Source organism: Ruegeria lacuscaerulensis, assembly GCF_013034685.1.
Taxonomy (GTDB): Bacteria; Pseudomonadota; Alphaproteobacteria; order Rhodobacterales; family Rhodobacteraceae; genus Ruegeria; species Ruegeria lacuscaerulensis_B.
In genome coordinates, this window is record NZ_WQGO01000002.1 from 641445 (window position 1) to 659005 (window position 17561).

The 17561-nt window shown below is 59.0% G+C and carries 10 protein-coding genes; 5 read left to right on the plus strand and 5 right to left on the minus strand.

The window, feature by feature from the left end; all coding sequences use genetic code 11:
- The first annotated feature begins 3 nt into the window (after positions 1-3).
- The 4 genes from GOV80_RS07330 to GOV80_RS07345 all read left to right on the plus strand — a co-directional run bounded on the left by GOV80_RS07330 (position 4) and on the right by GOV80_RS07345 (position 6573).
- The gene (locus GOV80_RS07330; protein ID WP_170783571.1) at positions 4-3828 is read left to right on the plus strand and encodes a hypothetical protein; all 3825 of its coding nucleotides are present in this window, start codon (positions 4-6) and stop codon (positions 3826-3828) included.
- Between the two features lie 98 nt (positions 3829-3926).
- Positions 3927-5486, plus strand: a complete 1560-nt coding sequence (locus GOV80_RS07335; RefSeq protein ID WP_170783573.1) for a caspase family protein — start codon at positions 3927-3929, stop codon at positions 5484-5486.
- On the plus strand, positions 5456-6157 hold the full coding sequence (locus tag GOV80_RS07340; protein ID WP_170783575.1) for a hypothetical protein: 702 nt from the start codon (positions 5456-5458) through the stop codon (positions 6155-6157). Before GOV80_RS07335 ends, GOV80_RS07340 begins: the two co-directional genes overlap by 31 nt.
- 11 nt (positions 6158-6168) lie before the next feature.
- The gene (locus tag GOV80_RS07345) at positions 6169-6573 is read left to right on the plus strand and encodes a hypothetical protein (RefSeq protein WP_170783577.1); all 405 of its coding nucleotides are present in this window, start codon (positions 6169-6171) and stop codon (positions 6571-6573) included.
- Positions 6574-6577: 4 nt separating this feature from the next.
- Here the strand turns inward: GOV80_RS07345 and GOV80_RS07350 are convergent, their stop codons facing one another.
- A complete protein-coding gene (locus GOV80_RS07350; RefSeq protein ID WP_170783579.1) occupies positions 6578-8041 on the minus strand; it encodes a caspase family protein in 1464 nt (487 codons plus the stop codon).
- A gap of 150 nt (positions 8042-8191) precedes the next feature.
- On the opposite strand from GOV80_RS07350, the gene GOV80_RS07355 reads away from it, so the two are divergent.
- Positions 8192-9247, plus strand: coding sequence for an OmpA family protein (locus GOV80_RS07355; protein WP_170783581.1), 1056 nt, complete (start codon positions 8192-8194; stop codon positions 9245-9247).
- Between the two features lie 5 nt (positions 9248-9252).
- Here GOV80_RS07355 and GOV80_RS22730 read toward each other — a convergent pair whose 3' ends face one another.
- The 4 genes from GOV80_RS22730 to GOV80_RS07375 all read right to left on the minus strand — a co-directional run bounded on the left by GOV80_RS22730 (position 9253) and on the right by GOV80_RS07375 (position 17488).
- Positions 9253-11187, minus strand: a complete 1935-nt coding sequence (locus GOV80_RS22730; RefSeq protein ID WP_170783583.1) for a caspase family protein — start codon at positions 11185-11187, stop codon at positions 9253-9255.
- Between the two features lie 19 nt (positions 11188-11206).
- A complete protein-coding gene (locus GOV80_RS07365; RefSeq protein WP_170783585.1) occupies positions 11207-14791 on the minus strand; it encodes a two-partner secretion domain-containing protein in 3585 nt (1194 codons plus the stop codon).
- Positions 14736-16475 (minus strand): ShlB/FhaC/HecB family hemolysin secretion/activation protein, encoded by a 1740-nt coding sequence (locus GOV80_RS07370; RefSeq protein ID WP_237215699.1) that lies wholly within the window; start codon positions 16473-16475, stop codon positions 14736-14738. Before GOV80_RS07370 ends, GOV80_RS07365 begins: the two co-directional genes overlap by 56 nt.
- A gap of 173 nt (positions 16476-16648) precedes the next feature.
- Entirely contained in the window at positions 16649-17488 is an 840-nt protein-coding gene (locus GOV80_RS07375; protein ID WP_170783587.1) for a M15 family metallopeptidase, read from the minus strand.
- Positions 17489-17561 lie beyond the last annotated feature (73 nt).

Genomic DNA, 17561 nt, shown 5'->3' on the forward strand with positions numbered 1-17561 from the left:
ATCATGGCATTTGAAAAAGAACATGAATGGCTGAAACAGGTCTGCGGTGAAAATGATACTCTGGCCCCTGAACTGGCCAATGAGCTGCATGATTTCGAACAGCGTCAGAGTTTCATCGACGCGACGTTGAAGACCGCAGAATTCGACAAGATCAAATCCGACCTCAAGACGCATTTGTCCGATATGGATTTCGTCGTCATGACTTACGACAAGAACATCGAAAGCACGATGTCCCTGAACCCTGCTGCCGGACTTGTGTGGAAAAAGATGGGCATCAAAACGCCCAAGCGCATTCAGGTTCTGGCCAATGTGGGCGACAAGAAAATCCCGGTCGAGATCGAGAACGCCGAATGGGACAGCTATGCCGACCGTGCGGGTGAGTTCAAGAAGTTGAAAAAGGGCGACGAGGAATTTGCCTTTTCCTCGCCCGAGGCCGCCGCTGCAATCCGCGAGATGTATGCCAAGCTAGAACCGCTGATCGAAAAATCCAACGATCTTGCCAAGCTGCAAGGCAAGGATGGCAAGCGGCTGTTCAGCGACCGCGACATCGAAAAGGAACTGTGGACCCCGCTGGTGCGCGAAGGGGTCATTCCGTCCAACCTGGTGCCCGACAGTTTTTCCGAGGGGCTGAACGTGTTCAGCAATGCCACCGCGATCTATACCCGCCTGATGGCGGAAGAAGAAGGGCAGGAAATGGGCGGCTCCAAGCTGGGGTCGGGTCTGCGCAACGCCAAATTACTGATTGGCGCGGCGAATTTGGCAAGTTCGCAGGCCCTCGACTACGCCAATCTGTCGATCACCGAGGCCAGCCGCGACGATATTGCGGAATTCATGAAGTTCAAGGGCGCGGATGTGATCGAAGGCGATGTCGTCCCGTATGATGAAATGCCCGACGAATATGACGATCTGGTAATTGACGGCAAAACCATCGCCGAGATCAAGAAGATGGACGAAGAGGACCGCCCCAAGATTTCGCAATCTGATCTGACCGAAGCGCGCTATGCTAAGGCCCACCCGGAAGGCGCGACAAGCTACAAGGATTGGCTGTCGCAGGAAGAAGAAACTCTTGTTGCGCAGATGGAGACGGAAAAAGACGAAGAAAAGCTGATTCAGCTGCGCAATGAGTTGGACGGCGTGTCGGTTGAACAGAACAAGCTGGAATATGCGGATCTTGAGATCAAGGACGGCATGACCCTGTCCGAACTGGCCGAGGACGAGGCCAAGGTCACGCAATTGCAATTGACGCAGGCACAATTCGACAAATTCAAAGAGGACGGCGGCAAAGGCGACTACGACGACTGGCTGGCGGGCGAAGAAAAGCGGATTCTGGCCGAGATGGAAACCGCCTCAGTGACAGACAAGGCCGAGCTTGAGCGCGAGCTGGGAAATATCAAGGCCGCCAAGATGACCCAGGCCTATGGGGAATACGTGCGGCAGGACGCTGCCCGCAAATGCGCAGTTGCAGCAGCTCTTGGTGCGGTCGAGGCCGTTGAAGGCGCGCGGGACAAGAAGAAAAAGAAACGCGAGGTGGCGATTGGTCTGGCCGGGGCGATGGCCGATGCCTTCGCGGCAGGCATGACCGCCGGCAGCACCGCCAAGGAACTGACCAGCGACGCCGATACGCAAAACCGCGAACACAAGACCAAGTTCGGGATTCTGGCCGGAAAGGCCGGGCTAAAAGCAGTCTCGAAGCTGAGCGAACTGGCTGAGGCCAAGGCCAAGGGAACCTTGCGCGATCCGCGCGAGCTGGTGGTCGAAGCGGTCGCCGATCTGTGTGACGCGGCAGGCGAAAGCATGTCGGCCAGCGGCACCAAGGGTGAAGATGGCGGCTGGGGCGACACCGGCAAGGACAGCCGGGACGAGGCCGCCTCGTGGGGGATGCTGGCCAAGGCCATCGGGATGTCGACCCAGATGATCGACAAGATGGTGGCGGCCGCCCAGAAAGGTGATTGGGACACGTTCGTCAAGGAACTGGCCCTGTTGCCTGTGGCGGCAAGTTTTGCAGGTACCGCCGGTTTGCAGGGGGATGCGGTCCGCGTCGACAAGGACGCGCGCGATATCGAGGCCGGTTGGGGCGGCCACGGCAGCGACTCGCCCTTTGCAACCAACCCGTTCGAGGAAGAGGCCCATGCCGGGGGTCAGACCGATTTCGGCATGAGCGGCAACATGGCAACCGTCGCCGATCAGCGCGGGGTCATGGACGAAGCGCGCGAGTTGTCTCAGCAAATCGCAGACGAAAGCTTTATGACCGACCGGGTCAAGGTGAAAAAGGCGATGGATAAATGCCGCGCCATGGTCAAGAAATACAAGCTGCCCGAGGACCAGAAGGATGTGAAACTGTTCCTGTCGTTGGACCCGGACAAGGCCGATCCGACTGCGGTTATGGGCGCGCTCAAAAAATTGGGCGAAATTTACGACAGCATGGTTTCGCAGGATGCGCGCGACGTGGCCGCGCTTGACCTGTCACCCGAAGATGAAAAGGCGCTGGACGATAAACTGGACTCGATGATCGACAAGATCGACGAGATTGAGAAACGACCCACACGCAACAACAAGAAGCTCGAAGCCGAGGTGCGGGTTCTCTATGACGACGTGACCGCCACTTTGCTGAAGGATCCCAAATTCGTCGCCTCGGTCGAGGCGGATATCGATGAAGAGGACGAGTGGCTTGAAAAACTGAAAAAACAGGCCGATTTGACGCGGTTGGACCAATATTCCGACCCGAAAATCTATGCTGAAGAGTATGAGCGGGCGATGTCGGCGGTCGAGGAACTGACCCTGCAGGTCAAGAAAACCGACCAGCGCATCAAAATGATTGATCAAGCCACCAAAGGGGCTACCGGCATTTTGCTGGCCGCCATGCCGGGCGCGGCACTGTTGGGCAAGATCCGCACTCTGATTGCCGACAGCATCAAGCTGCATCGCCGCCGCAAGTCGCTGAACAAATGGAGCCGCGAGATGAATGCGATACGTGGCAGCTACAGCCCCTATGAACCTGCCGTGGTAGGCGAGCGGGACGTGCTGATCGCAGGCACCGCCCATGATGCGGCGCAGGTCGCCGCCGATTCAGCTGGCGTCGGGGCCGAAATTGCCCGGCTGACCGATGCCACGCATATCGGCGCGGCTGTTCTGACCAGCATCGAGAAGATCGGCAAGTTCCTCAACAGCTATTGGTTCGGGAAACATGGCCGCGAACAAATCCAGAAGGGGTGGGAGCTGTTTGTTTTGGCGCGCGAGCAGCCCAAGAACCGCCGCCTCGCCCGTGAAGCGATCAAGGTCAACACCACGCTTGGAAAATGCGTTCTGGCCTATGGTGCCTGTATCGATGGCGACGCACAGGCCCGCCGCGCGCTGCAAAGCTGTGGCCTGACGCCCGAGGCGTTCGAAGACAGCGCGGACGTGTGTCAGGGCGTGGTCGCCTATCTGCGCGCGGCCCTGCAGGATAAAGAGTTCGAAACCATTGGTTCGCACGCGGATGTGGACTGGTTGCCCTGTGATGTGGAGCCCGACGTGAAAGCCTGGTCGCGGATCAAGGCCAGCGCGGTGAAATCGAAACCGGGCATGGACTCTCGGTATTTCAAGACACCGGAAATCAACAAATTGCTCGAAAACTATGTTGTCCCCGACGACTCTGCTGATCACGCTATTCTTTCCAGCTTTGCGAAGCGCACCAAAAAACTGTCTGAGGCGCTGAACAGCTATCGCCCGCTGGACACCGAATTGAACCCGCATGCGGCGATGATTGTTGTGGCACAGGAGCTTAAGCATCAGGTCGACGTTGCCGGGGATCAGGCTGCCAAACGGCTGGCAAAGGAACGGACAAGCTAAACTGTGTCCCAGGCGGCAGGCGCGGCCTAGCCCGCGAATTTAACGTCGTGCGGGAAAACGAATTGTGGTCTTTCGATTCTTTGCGGTAATGTGAGTATATGAATGTGATCCGCCTGATTGCTGGCCGAGTTGCCCTGTTTTTCTGCGCGGTTCTTTGTGCATCTCCGCTACTTGCTTCGGACCGTGTCGCGTTGATGATCGGCAATTCGGACTATGCATCGCCGGATATGTCGCTGCGCAACCCCGGCAATGATGTCTCCGCCTTGAGCGACGCGTTAAAGGAGCTGGGCTTTACCGTCATTCAGGCCTTAAACCAGAACGCCGCAGCCATGGAACGCGCGGTGGATCAATTCGGTATCGCGGCGCAAGGGGCGGAAATGGCCGTGTTCTTTTATGCCGGGCACGGGGTGCAAATCGGTGGGGCGAACTACCTGATCGGCACCGATTTCCAAGGGTCAGATCTCGGCTCGCTGCAGCGCAGTTCGATGACGCTGGACCGGGTGCGGGACGTGATGGCCAAGGCAGGGCCGGATGTTGGCATCCTGCTGTTGGACGCCTGCCGCAATAATCCGTTTTCGGATAGTGGGTTAGTGGAACAAGGGCTGGTCCGAATGCGCGGCGGCGCTGGTCTGTTGATCGCCTATGCCACGGATCCCGGCAATGTGGCCTATGACGGCGAAGGTCAGAACAGCGTGTTCACCTCGGGGCTTTTGGACCATATCTCAACCCCTGATCTGGACGTTCGACTGATGCTGGGTCGGGTCCGCCAGCAAGTTGTGCTCGAGACGGAAGGGCGCCAGATCCCTTGGGTTGAGGAATCGGTTCTGGACGAACATAGCTTTGCGCCGGGCTTGCCGGGCAGCACGCCCCAAGACGACATCGCTGCCGATCTGGAACATTGGAGGCAGATCGCCTCGAGTTCAGACAAACGGGCGTTCGAAACCTATTTGCAGACCTTTCCAGACGGATTGTTCGCATCTTTCGCGCACGAGAAACTATCGGGGCTGGACGGTGCGACACCTCTTATTGCCGCTCCAATCCCCACCACAATGACCGAGGCAGACCCCGAGCAACTTGCCTCGGCCCTGATGGCTTTGGGGCATTTGACTGACCCGCTGACCCGTGATCTTGGCCCGGCGTTAGACAGGTACCGGCAGGGACTGCCAATGCCTGAAAACGCTTCGGCCGCGCAATTGTTCGAGGATGCGGCGCAAGTCTCGGTTTTTCTGGCAGCCACAACGATGCAACGGCTGCGCACTGATATCGTGGCCTTGCGCAGCGTCGAACGCACACTGACCATTGCCGAAGATGCCCTGCGCCAAATCGAAGATATTGCCCGCTCAGATGACAGCGCTCTGCCCGTTTTGCAACAGGCGCGAAACGATATCTACGACATCTACCGTTCACGCGGGATCATCCTGCGGCGGCTGGACCAAAGTCGCAGCTACTACGACGAAGTGCTACGCCGCGCCGTCGTGTTTTTCCCGCCCGACATAAATATTTCGATTGTAAGTGCCGCGTCGGAGTCGCGTGACCTGAATTTTGCCGACGCGCAATTGCGTCGGGATGCGGCGCTGTTCCTCCGGCATGTGTCGCAAGCAGATGATAGCAGAAAAGGAAGTTACCAATGGCTGGCCGATTTTATCCCACCCGAATAGGCGCAGGTCTTGTTACACTGTCTCTGGTCCTGTCGGCTTGCGGCGACAGCAGCCAGACTTCGGCCCCGGCGACAGCGCCAACTGGGTCAACGCAGGCCGAGGCAGATCTGGTCAAACAGGCCGCTGCCATGCAAAAGACCATCCTTCAGGGTGCCGTCGCCGGAGGTGCGATTGGCGGCGGGATCGGCTTTGGGCTGGGTGGTAGCGACGATGCGGGAAGCGGGATTTCCATCGGTTTGGGGGCTGGCGCGCTTGCCGGCACCTATGTGGCCTTTGTTCAGCGCAACTATGCCGGCCGCGAGGCACGACTGCGCCAGATCCGAGAAGATCTGGACCGCAACGCCTCCGAGATGCAGACAACGCTGACTGTCATGAACCAAGTATTGGCCGCCCAGAAGGCTGAGTTGGACGCGCTGAACGCCAGCATCGCTGCGGGCAAGGCGGACCCGGCGCTGATCGAAAAAGAACTGGCTGAAGCCAACGGCAACCTTACCCAGATGGAATTGGCCATAGACGGTGCCACCAAACGACAGGCCGAGTTCACCGAGGCTCGAACGCTGACAATTGCCCGTGGTCAGACGGCATCGCCCATTGATGCAGACCTGACAGCGCTGTCGGACCAGATCACCCAAATGCGCGGGATCGCAAGCGATCTGGCGTCGTCGTTGTAATGGGGGACAGAATGATCCGCTTTGCCGCCCTGCCCTGCATTGTGCTGGCCGCATGTCAGACCACGACCGACCCGGCGGATGGAGGGTTCTTTGCCGGGGTTTCGGGCATTGCCACCGGAGCCTATGACGACCGGATCGCCTCCGCCGAGAGTGACGTTGCTTCGGCGCAGGCTCGAAATGATGCGTTGGCCGCGCAAATTCGCAGGTCCGAAACAGAATTGGCCCAGCTAAAACTGAAAATACTGCAACAGCGGGATGCGATTGGAGGAGGTGACGCGGCAACAGCCGCACGCATTGACCGCGTCCTGAACGACGCCCCCGGCGGTGCAACGCCAGATGCCCGGCTTGCAGCCCTGCAAAAGAGCATCGCGGATGCACGCGCGCTCAGCGCTGATCTGGCGAAACTGTCGGGCTAGGACCTTAGCCCTGACATCCGCCCAATGCCCATCGGCGCAGGTTAACCTTCAGACCGCCGCCATATGGGTGCTGTTTGGCGACATTCCCGGCCTCGGGGCGATTGACATAGGTCTGGGCCTGATTGCATAGGTCCTCGGGCGTCCATTGGTGGCAGTTCGAGCAAGACTGGTCTTTCCACAGCTCATCCGGCAACCCTTCGATCGGGGGAAACAGTGGCGCGCCTGCCACCAGCTGATTGATCGTCTGTCCGCGCACATGGTCGTTTCCGAAATCCAGTATCGAGTCCAGCGTCATCGGGGTATCGCCCGATGGCGCGATTTCTGACACCTCGGCCTCCGGCTCGGTCTTGCGGGTGACGGTTTCCTCGCCGTACTGCAAGGCTGCAAGACGTTCAGCAGCCTTGTCTGAAAACGCCCCCTCGGGGAAGCTCTGCAAATAGACCTCGTAGGCGTGGACCGTGTCATCAGCCAGTGCCAGTTCATACATCAGACGTTCGGTTTCGTTCGCCTCGACCACTGTTTGCGCCGGTTCTTTGAGTTGCGGCACAGTGCCGAAAGATTCGGCCAGCACGGTTTGCAGTAGATCGCTGGCCTCGTCAGCATGAACACTGTCAGGATAGGCGCGCATGAACAGCATGATTTGCACCGGATCACGGTTTGTGATCGCCTCATGCCATAGCTCATCTTCGCTCTGGTTCTGGACGATTGGTGTTTGGATCTGAGGGGAGAAAGCGAAATCCTGCGTCAGCGAAGAAGTATCCCACGGCGTTTGCAGCCCTCGGGTCTGTTCCAGCACATCCACGCGGACTTTCTTAAACAATTGTTCGATGGCCATCCCCGGTGTTTCGATATGGCTCGCCAAACTCAGCGTGAAGGGACTGTTGCCCTTTTCACCGTCCAGCGCGACGCCGCCGGGGTCAGTGGCATAGGCCAGAAACGTGCCCGTGGGGGCCTTCATCTCGGCCAGACCGTTGTCATCCATATCGGCGAGATTTTCGAACGGGTTGTTCCGGCAGGCGTCCAGAATGACGATATTGGTTTTGTTATGTGCCGAGGCCATCTGGTGCAGGACCGAGCGTGCTTCGACCGCCATCAGGTCCAGATCGGCCGGGTCGCTCAGTGAGATATCAACGGGCAGCAGATAGTTCGACCCAAAGGACTGCACCCCGTGACCCGCGTAGTAGAACAGACCCACCGCATTCTCGCCCCCCTGCCGCAGATCGCGGCCAAACTGGGCAATGGCACGCTTCATTTCGATCTGGGAACTGTCGGTCAGGTTACGAACCTCGAACCCGAGCTCGGTCAGCTTGCCGGAAATCAGCGTCGCGTCATTGACCGGATTGTCCAGCGGCGACACTGAACCATAGGCCGAATTTCCGATCACCAGCGCAATGCGCGGCTCGGCCCAGGCGAGGCTGGTCCATACCAGGCTGATTATTGCAATCAGAGGGTAGAAAATGCGAAACACGTCGGATCCTTTGTCGCCGTTCTTTTATCACACCCGTGACGTCGTAGCATCATGCCAATCTGAATATATCTAAATCTATCGTTTGACTTTATTGTGGCCATCGCCTGACATATCCCGGATTGGCGATCAAGCATAGGAAGAGGGTCACACATGCCGCGTTCAAACCTGATGCGAAGCTTTTTTGCCATAGCCAGCCTTATGCTGGCCAACGCGACATGGGCGCAAAGCGCTGATCCGTTTGAACACGGCTGGACGCTGGATGGTGCCGCGTCCGAGTTGCAATTCTTGTCGGTCAAGAAAAGCTCGGTCGCGGAGAATAGCGGGTTTGCCAGCCTGTCAGGCGTGATCGGCCCGGACGGTGCCGCCGAGATCCGGGTGCAGATGGACAGCGTGGATACCAAGATCGACCTGCGCAACGTGCGGATGCGCTTTTTGTTCTTTGAAACCTTCAAATACCCCGAGGCCATTATCACCGCCCAGCTTCCGCCCGAAAAGCTGGTCGACCTGCATCAGGCCCGGCACAAGATCATCGACCTTCCCTATTCTCTGTCGCTACACGGTGTGACCAAGGATGGCGTCGCGCAGGTCGCCATCACTTTGGTCGACAATGACCGCGTGGCGGTGGCCAATACCACGCCGATTGCCATCGCCCTGCCCGATTTCAACCTCGAAGAGGGTCGCGGCAAGCTGCAAGAGGCCGCGGGCGTCGACATACTGCCCTTTGGCTTTGTCAGCTTTGGGTTTGTGTTCGACCGCGCCCAGGCGGGCACCCCGCCGCAATTGATCACGGCTGCGGCCACCCCCGGCGCTGCGGCGCTTGAGACCAAGGGTGATCTGGACCGCGAGGCTTGCGAAGGCCGGATGGAGATCCTGTCCCGCACCGGCAATATCTATTTCAACTCGGGCAGCGCGCGCTTGTCCGACGCCTCGATCCCGCTGCTAACCAACCTGCATGACATCGTGAACCGCTGCCCGGACCTGACGATCGAGATCGGTGGGCACACGGATAGTGATGGATCAGATGCGGCCAACCGGGTGCTCAGCGAACGGCGGGCGCAGGCGGTGAACGCCTATCTGGTCGATCAGGGGATTGCGCCGGAACGTCTTGTAACTGTGGGCTATGGCGAAAGCCGCCCCGTGACCTCGAACGACACGGCAGAGGGCAAACGCCGCAACCGCCGGATCGAATTTGTGCCGGTGAACTAGAGGCGTCAGTTCGCCGCCAGGATGATCGGATCGAACCCGCCGCTGCGCCATTGTTGCAGGGCCGAGATGAAATTCGGCCCCGGCACACCGTCGATGGTGCTGTTGTAGTACCCGGCCTTTTGCAGCAGCTTTTGCACTTCCATCACCGTCTCGCGCGTCCACTGGTCCGAGGCCAGCGACAGTTGGTTCATGATCGCCCCGTCATCCTCAGCCGCGCCACGCAGCAACATGCGCGCGGCCTCAAGCGGATCGCGGGGCACGCCGCGCCCTTCGTCCAGCAGGATCGCCGCTGCCAAATAGCCCTGATATTCGCCTTCACGTGCAGCGCGCTGGAAATAGCCAAGTGCCTGATCGGGCGAACCTGTAATTCCATCCTGCGCCAGAACGCCCAGATTGAAAGTCGCCTTGGCTGACCCCCCATTCGCTGCCTGTTGCAACAGCGCGATTGCGCGCGCTTCGTCCTTGGGGACGATCTGACCTTCAAACAGAGTTACGGCAAGATTGATCATCGCATCAAAGCTGCCCCCTTGGGCGGCTTGTTCATACAAAGATAGCGCTTTGGCTTGATCCTGCGACACGCCTGTGCCGCCCTCATGCAGCTGTGCCAGCGAGACCATGGCCCGCAGGTCCCCGGCTTCGGCCGCTTGCTTGTAAAGCGTTACCGCCCGATCCACGTCACCGGCGGCAATCGTCGCTCGCGCCAACAGTGCCACGTAGTGCGTCAAATCAGGCGTTTGCGCCGCTGCAGCGCTGCACGCCTGAATGGCCGTCAGGGCATTTTCCTGAAGACGGCTAAAGGGCACGCCGGGGATGCTGGCCGTGCGGTCGCGTGGATGCGTTGCCAGACGTTCGCAGATACCGCCGGGTGTGCTGTCCTCGGGGCGCGGGATGGATGCGATCAGACGCTGCGCCTGTGCCGCATGGGCACCGTCGGGATATTGCTCAAGATAGAACTCCAGCAGTGGGCGCATCCGGCTGCGCTGCGCCAGCTTCCACAGACGCTCAGCCTGTTCGTCTTTGTCCTCGACAGCCACCGCGCGGGTCAGTGTCTGCCCCTGCCCGGCCCGGTCCAAAAAGGCCACAACCTCATTCACATGTGCGCCCTGCGGGTAGCGATCCATATAGAGCTGCATCAGGGACGCATCCTGCGCATTGGCGGCAACCTGCCACAGCAGCGTCTCCTCAGACGCCGTGACAGGGCTATTGTCGAACCGGAACTGCCGCGTCAGGGACGAGTTATCCCACGGAATCTGCCTTCCCCCTGTCGAGGCCAGCACGTCCTTGCGCACCGAGATCATCAGATCCGAAATATCCTGCCCGGGTGTGTAAATATGGCTCAGCAGCGCCTCGGTGAAAAAGCTGTTCCGGCCGGTGCCGTCATAGGCCACGTTGTCGGGTTGGGTGGCATAGGCGAACATGAAGTCCGCCGCGCTGCCAACCCGTGCCAGACCCTCGCCACCAACCTCGAGTCCCGTTCCTTCGAACGGGTTGTCGCGGCAGGCATCCAGAAACACCAGACGGATGCCGTCCGAGCGTTCCATCCGGTTGACGAATTCCTCCATCTGGATGGTCTGTTCAGGGATGTCTTCGGGCTTGGTGATCTGCGCATCGACAGGGACCAAATAATTGCGTCCGTTCACCTGAAACCCGTGCCCGGCGTAGAACAATAGCGATACATCGGAATCCGCAGCAGTCGTGCCATAGGACTCTGCCAGCGACAACATCTCATCCCGAGTCAGGTCGGTGCCCAGAAACACCTCGAACCCCAGCCCTTCCAGCGCGATAGCCAGATCCGAGGCATCGTTGATCGGGTTGTCCAGCGGGCTGACCGACACGTAATCGGAATTGCCGATGATCAGCGCAACTCGCTTATCCGCCAGCACCATGGTTGCGCTGAACAACATCAGGATAAGCGCTGCGAAGCAACGTTTCAGAGGCACAGGTCCACTCTCCGACGTATCAAAGCCCGATGGCGCGGGTCAGTCCGATTTCCGCTTGACCGACCGCAGCCACAATCGTTTCTACCTGCTGGTTCTGAACGATGGCAAGCTCGGGATCGGTTGCTCTTATCAACGTGATGGCCTTGCGGATCTCACGTTGGGCCTGACGGATCTGCCGACGGGCCTGTTGAACCGCCTCGCGGCGGATGGCGTTGCGCTCTTCGGCGGTAGTGGCCAGCGACAGGCGGCGATTGGCTTCGTCACCAGCCTCGCGGATACCCGCGCTGGCACCGCGAATGATGTCACCCACCGACTCCAGACCCGGCGGCAGGCCTTTCACGATACCGTCCAGCTCAGAGGCATAGTCGTCCATTGCCTCGGCTAAGCAGGCCAGATACTCGCTGACGTTGTCACCGCTGCTTGCGCAAGAGGCGATCTCTCCTCCAAATTCCTGCGAGGCATTGTCAACCGTTCCAAGCGCGGTTTCGGCCTCGGTCACGGTTGTCACGGCAGTCCCACCTCCTCCGCCGCCGCCGGTAATGGTTGTGTCAACGGTTGGCGTCACCTCGACCTCGGGCGTTGGCGGCACCGGGATTGGGTCGATAACGGTAACGACCGCGCCGGGAAGGGATGCCACCTGATAGCCAACATCTGCAGCACTGGACAGGAAGTCCGTCGTCAGGAAGAAAAAGGTCTCACCCCCTTCGGTTTCGAAAAACTCCAGCCCCTGGAACACGGTCGAGGTGTCCAGTGAATCCGACTCGGGGCCAAACAGGTAAACCGAGGGGCCGCCATTGATCGTGCCGGTGGTGAAGTTTGGTGGCTCTTCGCCATCCAGTACCGCGATATTATCGGGGATAGCGAACACCACCGGCGAGGTGGTGTAATTCGCCGGGCCGACTTCGCCAACACCGGGTGCCCATGTATTAGTGAAATCCCACCCCGCAGCCGAAGCGATGGCAAAGAAGGTTTCCGTATCACGCAACTGAAACGTGGTCAGACCGGTCCCACCGGCGCTGGTTCCCTGACCCGAGTTTTCCGTATCCCAGAACGAGGCTGAAACCGACCCGGTGTTAATGCCAACCAGCCCGCCCAGCGAGGGGAAATCGCTGCCGGAAAAGTCGACAAACCCGTCGGAATAGCTGCGTATGACCGAACCACCATTGTTGAACCCGACCAGCCCGCCGACCGCTACCGTGTTGGCAGGTCCCGAGAACTGGCTGGTGCCATCGACATTCGAGTTCGAATAGGAATCCACCACGGTGCCCGAGTTCTCACCCACCAGGCCGCCCATAATGAAGTCGCCGAAGCCAACTCCCAATACCGGGCCGACACTGTGCGAACGCCGGATCGTGCCCGAGTTCTCGCCAACCAAACCGCCTGCAACGACGAAATCGGCCTCGATCTGTTCGACCGAAACGGTCGCGGTCGAGAAACTGTCGACAATCGTGCCGCCGTTGTTGATGCCGACCAGGCCACCTGACACGTCGTCACTGCCGTTGAACCGCCCCGAGACGCTGACGGCTGAGATTGTGCCGGTGTTTTCACCGGCCAGAATGCCGCCGCCTTGCGCTGTCACGTTGGCGTTGCGGATGCTCAGGTTGCGCACGGTGCCATTCAAAGTTCCAAACAGACCGCCGAATACGAAATCGTTGTTCACAAACAGGTTGTCGATCGCAAAGCGGTTGCCTTCAAGCGTGCCTGAAAAGTCGGCAGGCACGAAGCCGAAGGACCAGCTGGACGTGGGCGAGGCGTCGATGTCGTTGGCCAGTGCAAATGACTGGCTGGAGCCGTTCAGGCCCTGCAACCCGTAGACATCGGTCAACTGAAACGGATTCGCGCCAGATCCGTTTCCGCCCGTGGCGCGCAGGAATGTGGCGTTGGGCGAGACGATGAAATCCCCCGCGAAAAAGCTGGGCAATGTGGCCGAGACCTGGTCCCAGAAACCAGCCACCAGGTTGAACGTGGCCACATTGATGCTGCCGCCGGGGCCGGTGGTGATCCGGCCAACGCCGTCAACCGCTCCCATTGCGTTCAACAGCAACCCTCCGCTGACTGCGTTGATCGCACCATTGATCGTGATCACGTTATCCGCGACCAGGAACAACGTATTGGCTGCCATCCAGTCGATATCGGCGTTAATCGTAATATTACCCGCATCCGACCCGGCCATCGACGTTGTCAGAAACACATCCGCAGATTCAAGCTGGGCTTCCAGGCCCGCTTCGGTCAACGTGCCCGGGATCGTTATGTTCACCGGATCAATCAACAGTTCGCCGGTTTCCCCGTTCGCGGCGCGAAGGTCGGTAAAACCCCGATAAACCAGATCGGTCTGACCCGAGACCTCGACAAAGCCGCCATCGCCCGAAATATCCCCACCACGGGCCGAGATCTGGCCATGGAATTCAGTCAGATCGTCGGACCAGATGACCACGCGGCCGCCATTGCCCTCATCCCCGCCATCGGCCGAGATCGTCGTACCCGCATCTACAAAAGTGGTCTGCGCGGTGGGAAGCGTGCCGCCGCCTTGGAAATCGCCGCCGACCAGAATGGTGCCGCCATCGCCACCCCCGGCCCCGTCGGCGCTCAACGTTGCGCCCGCCAGTGTGATCGCTTCGCCGGTTATGGTGATTGATCCCCCGCGCACTTTAGGCCGTAGCGAGGTTGCCACCAGCGTTTCCTGCGCCGAAGTGTCAATTCGGCCGCTGACCTGAACCGCACCGCCGCTGCCGCCAAGCACAACAGCGCCGGACACGCCTCCCACTGATTGCGCCTCGATCACACCGGACATGTTGATCACCTGACGCGCCGCATCGCGGGCGCTGGCTGCCTTGAGGTGGACGGATCCGCCATTGGCCTCGATCCGGCCGGAATTGGTAACCAGCGCCTCCATCATCGCGTCATCGCTGTCCGAGGGCACAGCAACCTGCAAAAAGCCGTCGCCGGAAATATCCAGCGTCACCTGCTCACCCGCGCCAAGCCCGACCTTGCCCAGCGGCACCCGGATCAGACCCGAGTTCGAGACCTTGCCGCCGATCAGCGCCGCATAGCCGCCCGGTACGATCGAGATCGTGCCTGCGTTTTCCACCGCCGCCGAGGCTCCGTTTCCGGCAAAATTGTTGCGCCCGTTCAGGAAGTCTTCATCAGTTATGTTCAAGGTCGAGGCCACAAAGCCGCCCGCGTTGACCGCACCATTCGGACCGATGAAAATCCCGTTGGGGTTAACCAGGAACACCTGCCCATTGGCATTCAACTGGCCAAGGATTTCACTGGTCGTGTCGCCCGTCACCCGGTTCAGGATCACACTCTGCTGTCCGGGTTGGAAGATATTGACCGTTGAATCGGCACCAATTGAAAAGCCATTCCAGTTAACAATGGCCGAGTTCGACCCTTGCGAAATGTCCAACTGCGTGCTGCTGGGCTGCGTGATCGTCACGGTGCCAGCTGCCACGGTCCCACCAGTTGGCAGCGATTGCGCGAGCGCCGTCGTGCCCCACAGCGCCGCCGTTGCCGACAGGATCGCACCCCGCAGCATGCTGTTGCGGTACTTAGAACCTACGACTAGCAACAATACTGAAGCGGTTTTCGTCTTCCCCCAGGTCATCGCGTTCACCCCTCCCATATTCAACTCGTAATGATCCCGACTTGTACGTCGAGTCTTCAATCGTAATCAGATCAGCCCCAATCCCGTAGGAATAGGCCGTGGTTGTGCTTTGTTCTAGAATCGTTGGCTCTTCAATACCCAATTCGCCATAGGCGCCAAACAGATAAGGCTTTAGAATCAGAGGAAAACCCGCCACTTCGACACGCTGGGACCGTCCGACCTCGGACCTAACCACCCAACCATCATCACCGCGCAGGGACCCCGCGTCAAAGGTCGACAGTTCGCTGGTGCCTGCAATGCTGAACTGTTCCGACGTCACCAGCGCATCGCCAAAGCTCGTCTGTATCCGACCGTTCACATTAAGCGACCAGTTGGCGCTCAGGGGGCGCTGATACTGCCCCGACAGAACCAGTTTGGTGAACTCGGGTTCGGCATTCTGCCGCGAGAACGGGGTTTCGCCCGGCCCGACCGAGGTCCGCGCTCCGAGAATATCCAAACCGCGTGACAGCACCACACCGCCGCGCAGGAAGCCCCCATGGTCATAGGCGCGCGTGGCATCCAACGTCGCGCGCAGCACGCTAATATCGTCGTCAAAGATCGGAATTTCGAACGGGCCGATCAGCAGATCCTGCGTGTCGCTGATCCGATCAAGGATCAATTGCGACGACAAGTTGAGCTGCCGGGAGCGGATCCAGGGATAAAACAGACGTAGCGAAAACCGTTCGAATTCGCTTTCATTCGGCAGAAAATCGGTGTCGGGCTGTGCTGTGCTCGACGTGACCTCGGCGTTGATCGTCAGGCCATTGTAGCCAATGGGGAACACTGCACCCGCCGCCAGAATTCGATATTCGGCATCGTCCGAAAAGAACCGCGTGGGCGAGCCGCCAAGGTTGAAATAGAATGTCTCACCCAGGTCCAGAAGGCCGTTGAACTCCAGCCCAAGGCTCAGGTTCACGGGGCCAAGATCATCGGACAAGGTGTTGTCGAACCCGTAAGAGCCAGTGAATTGTTTGAACTCACCATCCAGTGTCAGAACGGTGCCACCATTGGCCTGACCCGCCGACAGGGTCGAGGCCAACCGGATGCCGAACGTGTCCCCCGCCAAAAGCAAGGCTCGTTCGATTTGTTGTAGCTTAATGCCGCGTTTTCCGATCAGCGGCTCGGTAATTTTGACGACCCGATCGCGCACCCTTTCGGGCACTTTCGAAGCGTCGATGCGTTCGACAAACCCGTCAACCACGACGATCCGAAGCGTCCCGCCGTCGCGCAAGGTCTGTTGCGGCAGAACGACCCGGCTAAGGACAAACCCCGCATTGTTGTAAGCACTTTCCAGACGATTGGTGGCAGCAAAGATCTCGGACGCGGGAACACGTTTGCCGGAAAGGCGCGCGATAAAGGCATCATTTGCGGCCTCCATCTGCGGCAGCGCGCCTTCGATCTCGACCCTACCAACAGTCACAAACAGCCGGTCTGCACCTTCCGGGACCGGGGCACCGGGATCGCGTGCAACGGTAACGGGCCCGGTATTGCGTTGATTTTGCGGCTGAAACGTAGATGGCGCAAGGTTCGATGCGCTTTGTGCAAGCGCCATATCAGAAAGCGCAAGAATACCAATGGTCACGAATACAAATATCATGCTGAGACGTGGAATTCGCGTGATCGTCCGATACATAGATCTTGGCATTCGCTACCCTTGCTGAAATCGTGAAACAGTACCTAGAAAAGCCCAGCCCCCAGGCCAAAGCAAGATTGTATTTCCCACCACCGGATACCCGTTTGGATTGCGGCTATACATATCTCAGTTGATTCTATGGTTGTCCGTGTCCCAGTTCACAATACCGTGTGCAACACACAAAATCATAAAAGTCCTTGTTCTAGCCACTCTTCAATCTTGTTGCGGCTGACCTCGAAATGCATCGAATCCTCGCGCCCCCAGGCCGCGCCCCAGACCCAGCCCTCCTGCCGGAAGAAATCAGCCAGAATGGTCAGGCCCAGCTGGGTTTTCCCGTCACCCAGCGTATCCAGAACCCCGTCGACGTTCAGGTCGACAGCCAGACCATATGCATGCGCCGAGGCCGACGATGTCGCTCCGCGCACCCGACGCACACAAAGCGACCCGGCCGTGTTGATACGATCATAAAGGTCGGGGTCGGTTCGGCGGATATTGTCGAACACCGTTCGCAGAGATTCGATTGCAGGTTTCAGCATGCGTACACGAACCGGCCCGACCTCTTCCAGCACCAAATTCTCTTCAAGACGCGGATTGGTCATGGATTGGCAACTATCCGTCAGGTCTTCACGCGGGAGTCCAAACGTCTCTTTCAGAAAGGATGAACTGGCAAGTTGCAGATCCTGATTGACGTTGTTGCGGTCGGCGATCAGCACAACCTGCGCATAGGCATCAATAATTTCGTTGGGGGTTGAGCTGTCATAGCCATAATCATCCGCTCCATCGACCCCCTGCAACGGTGCCGCCGCCCCGCTTTGAGCGCGCGAAATCTCAAGCGAGAGCCGTTCAATTTCCGCGCGCATATCCTCAACTTGCTGGCTAAGCATCTCGATCTCGATCCGTGCGCCTGAATCGATGGCGGGCCCTTCGAAATCGTCTTCAATTGGAACGATCAGCGGGAAGACATACCAGATGACCGGAGCAAGGATAATCGCGACCCCAAGAATGATCGCTGGAACAATGCGCATCTGCCTTATTTTCCTGTTTTGTCGTGCCTGTCGCAGCAAACCTAAAAGCCACCGGTCGGGATGTCACGCATTT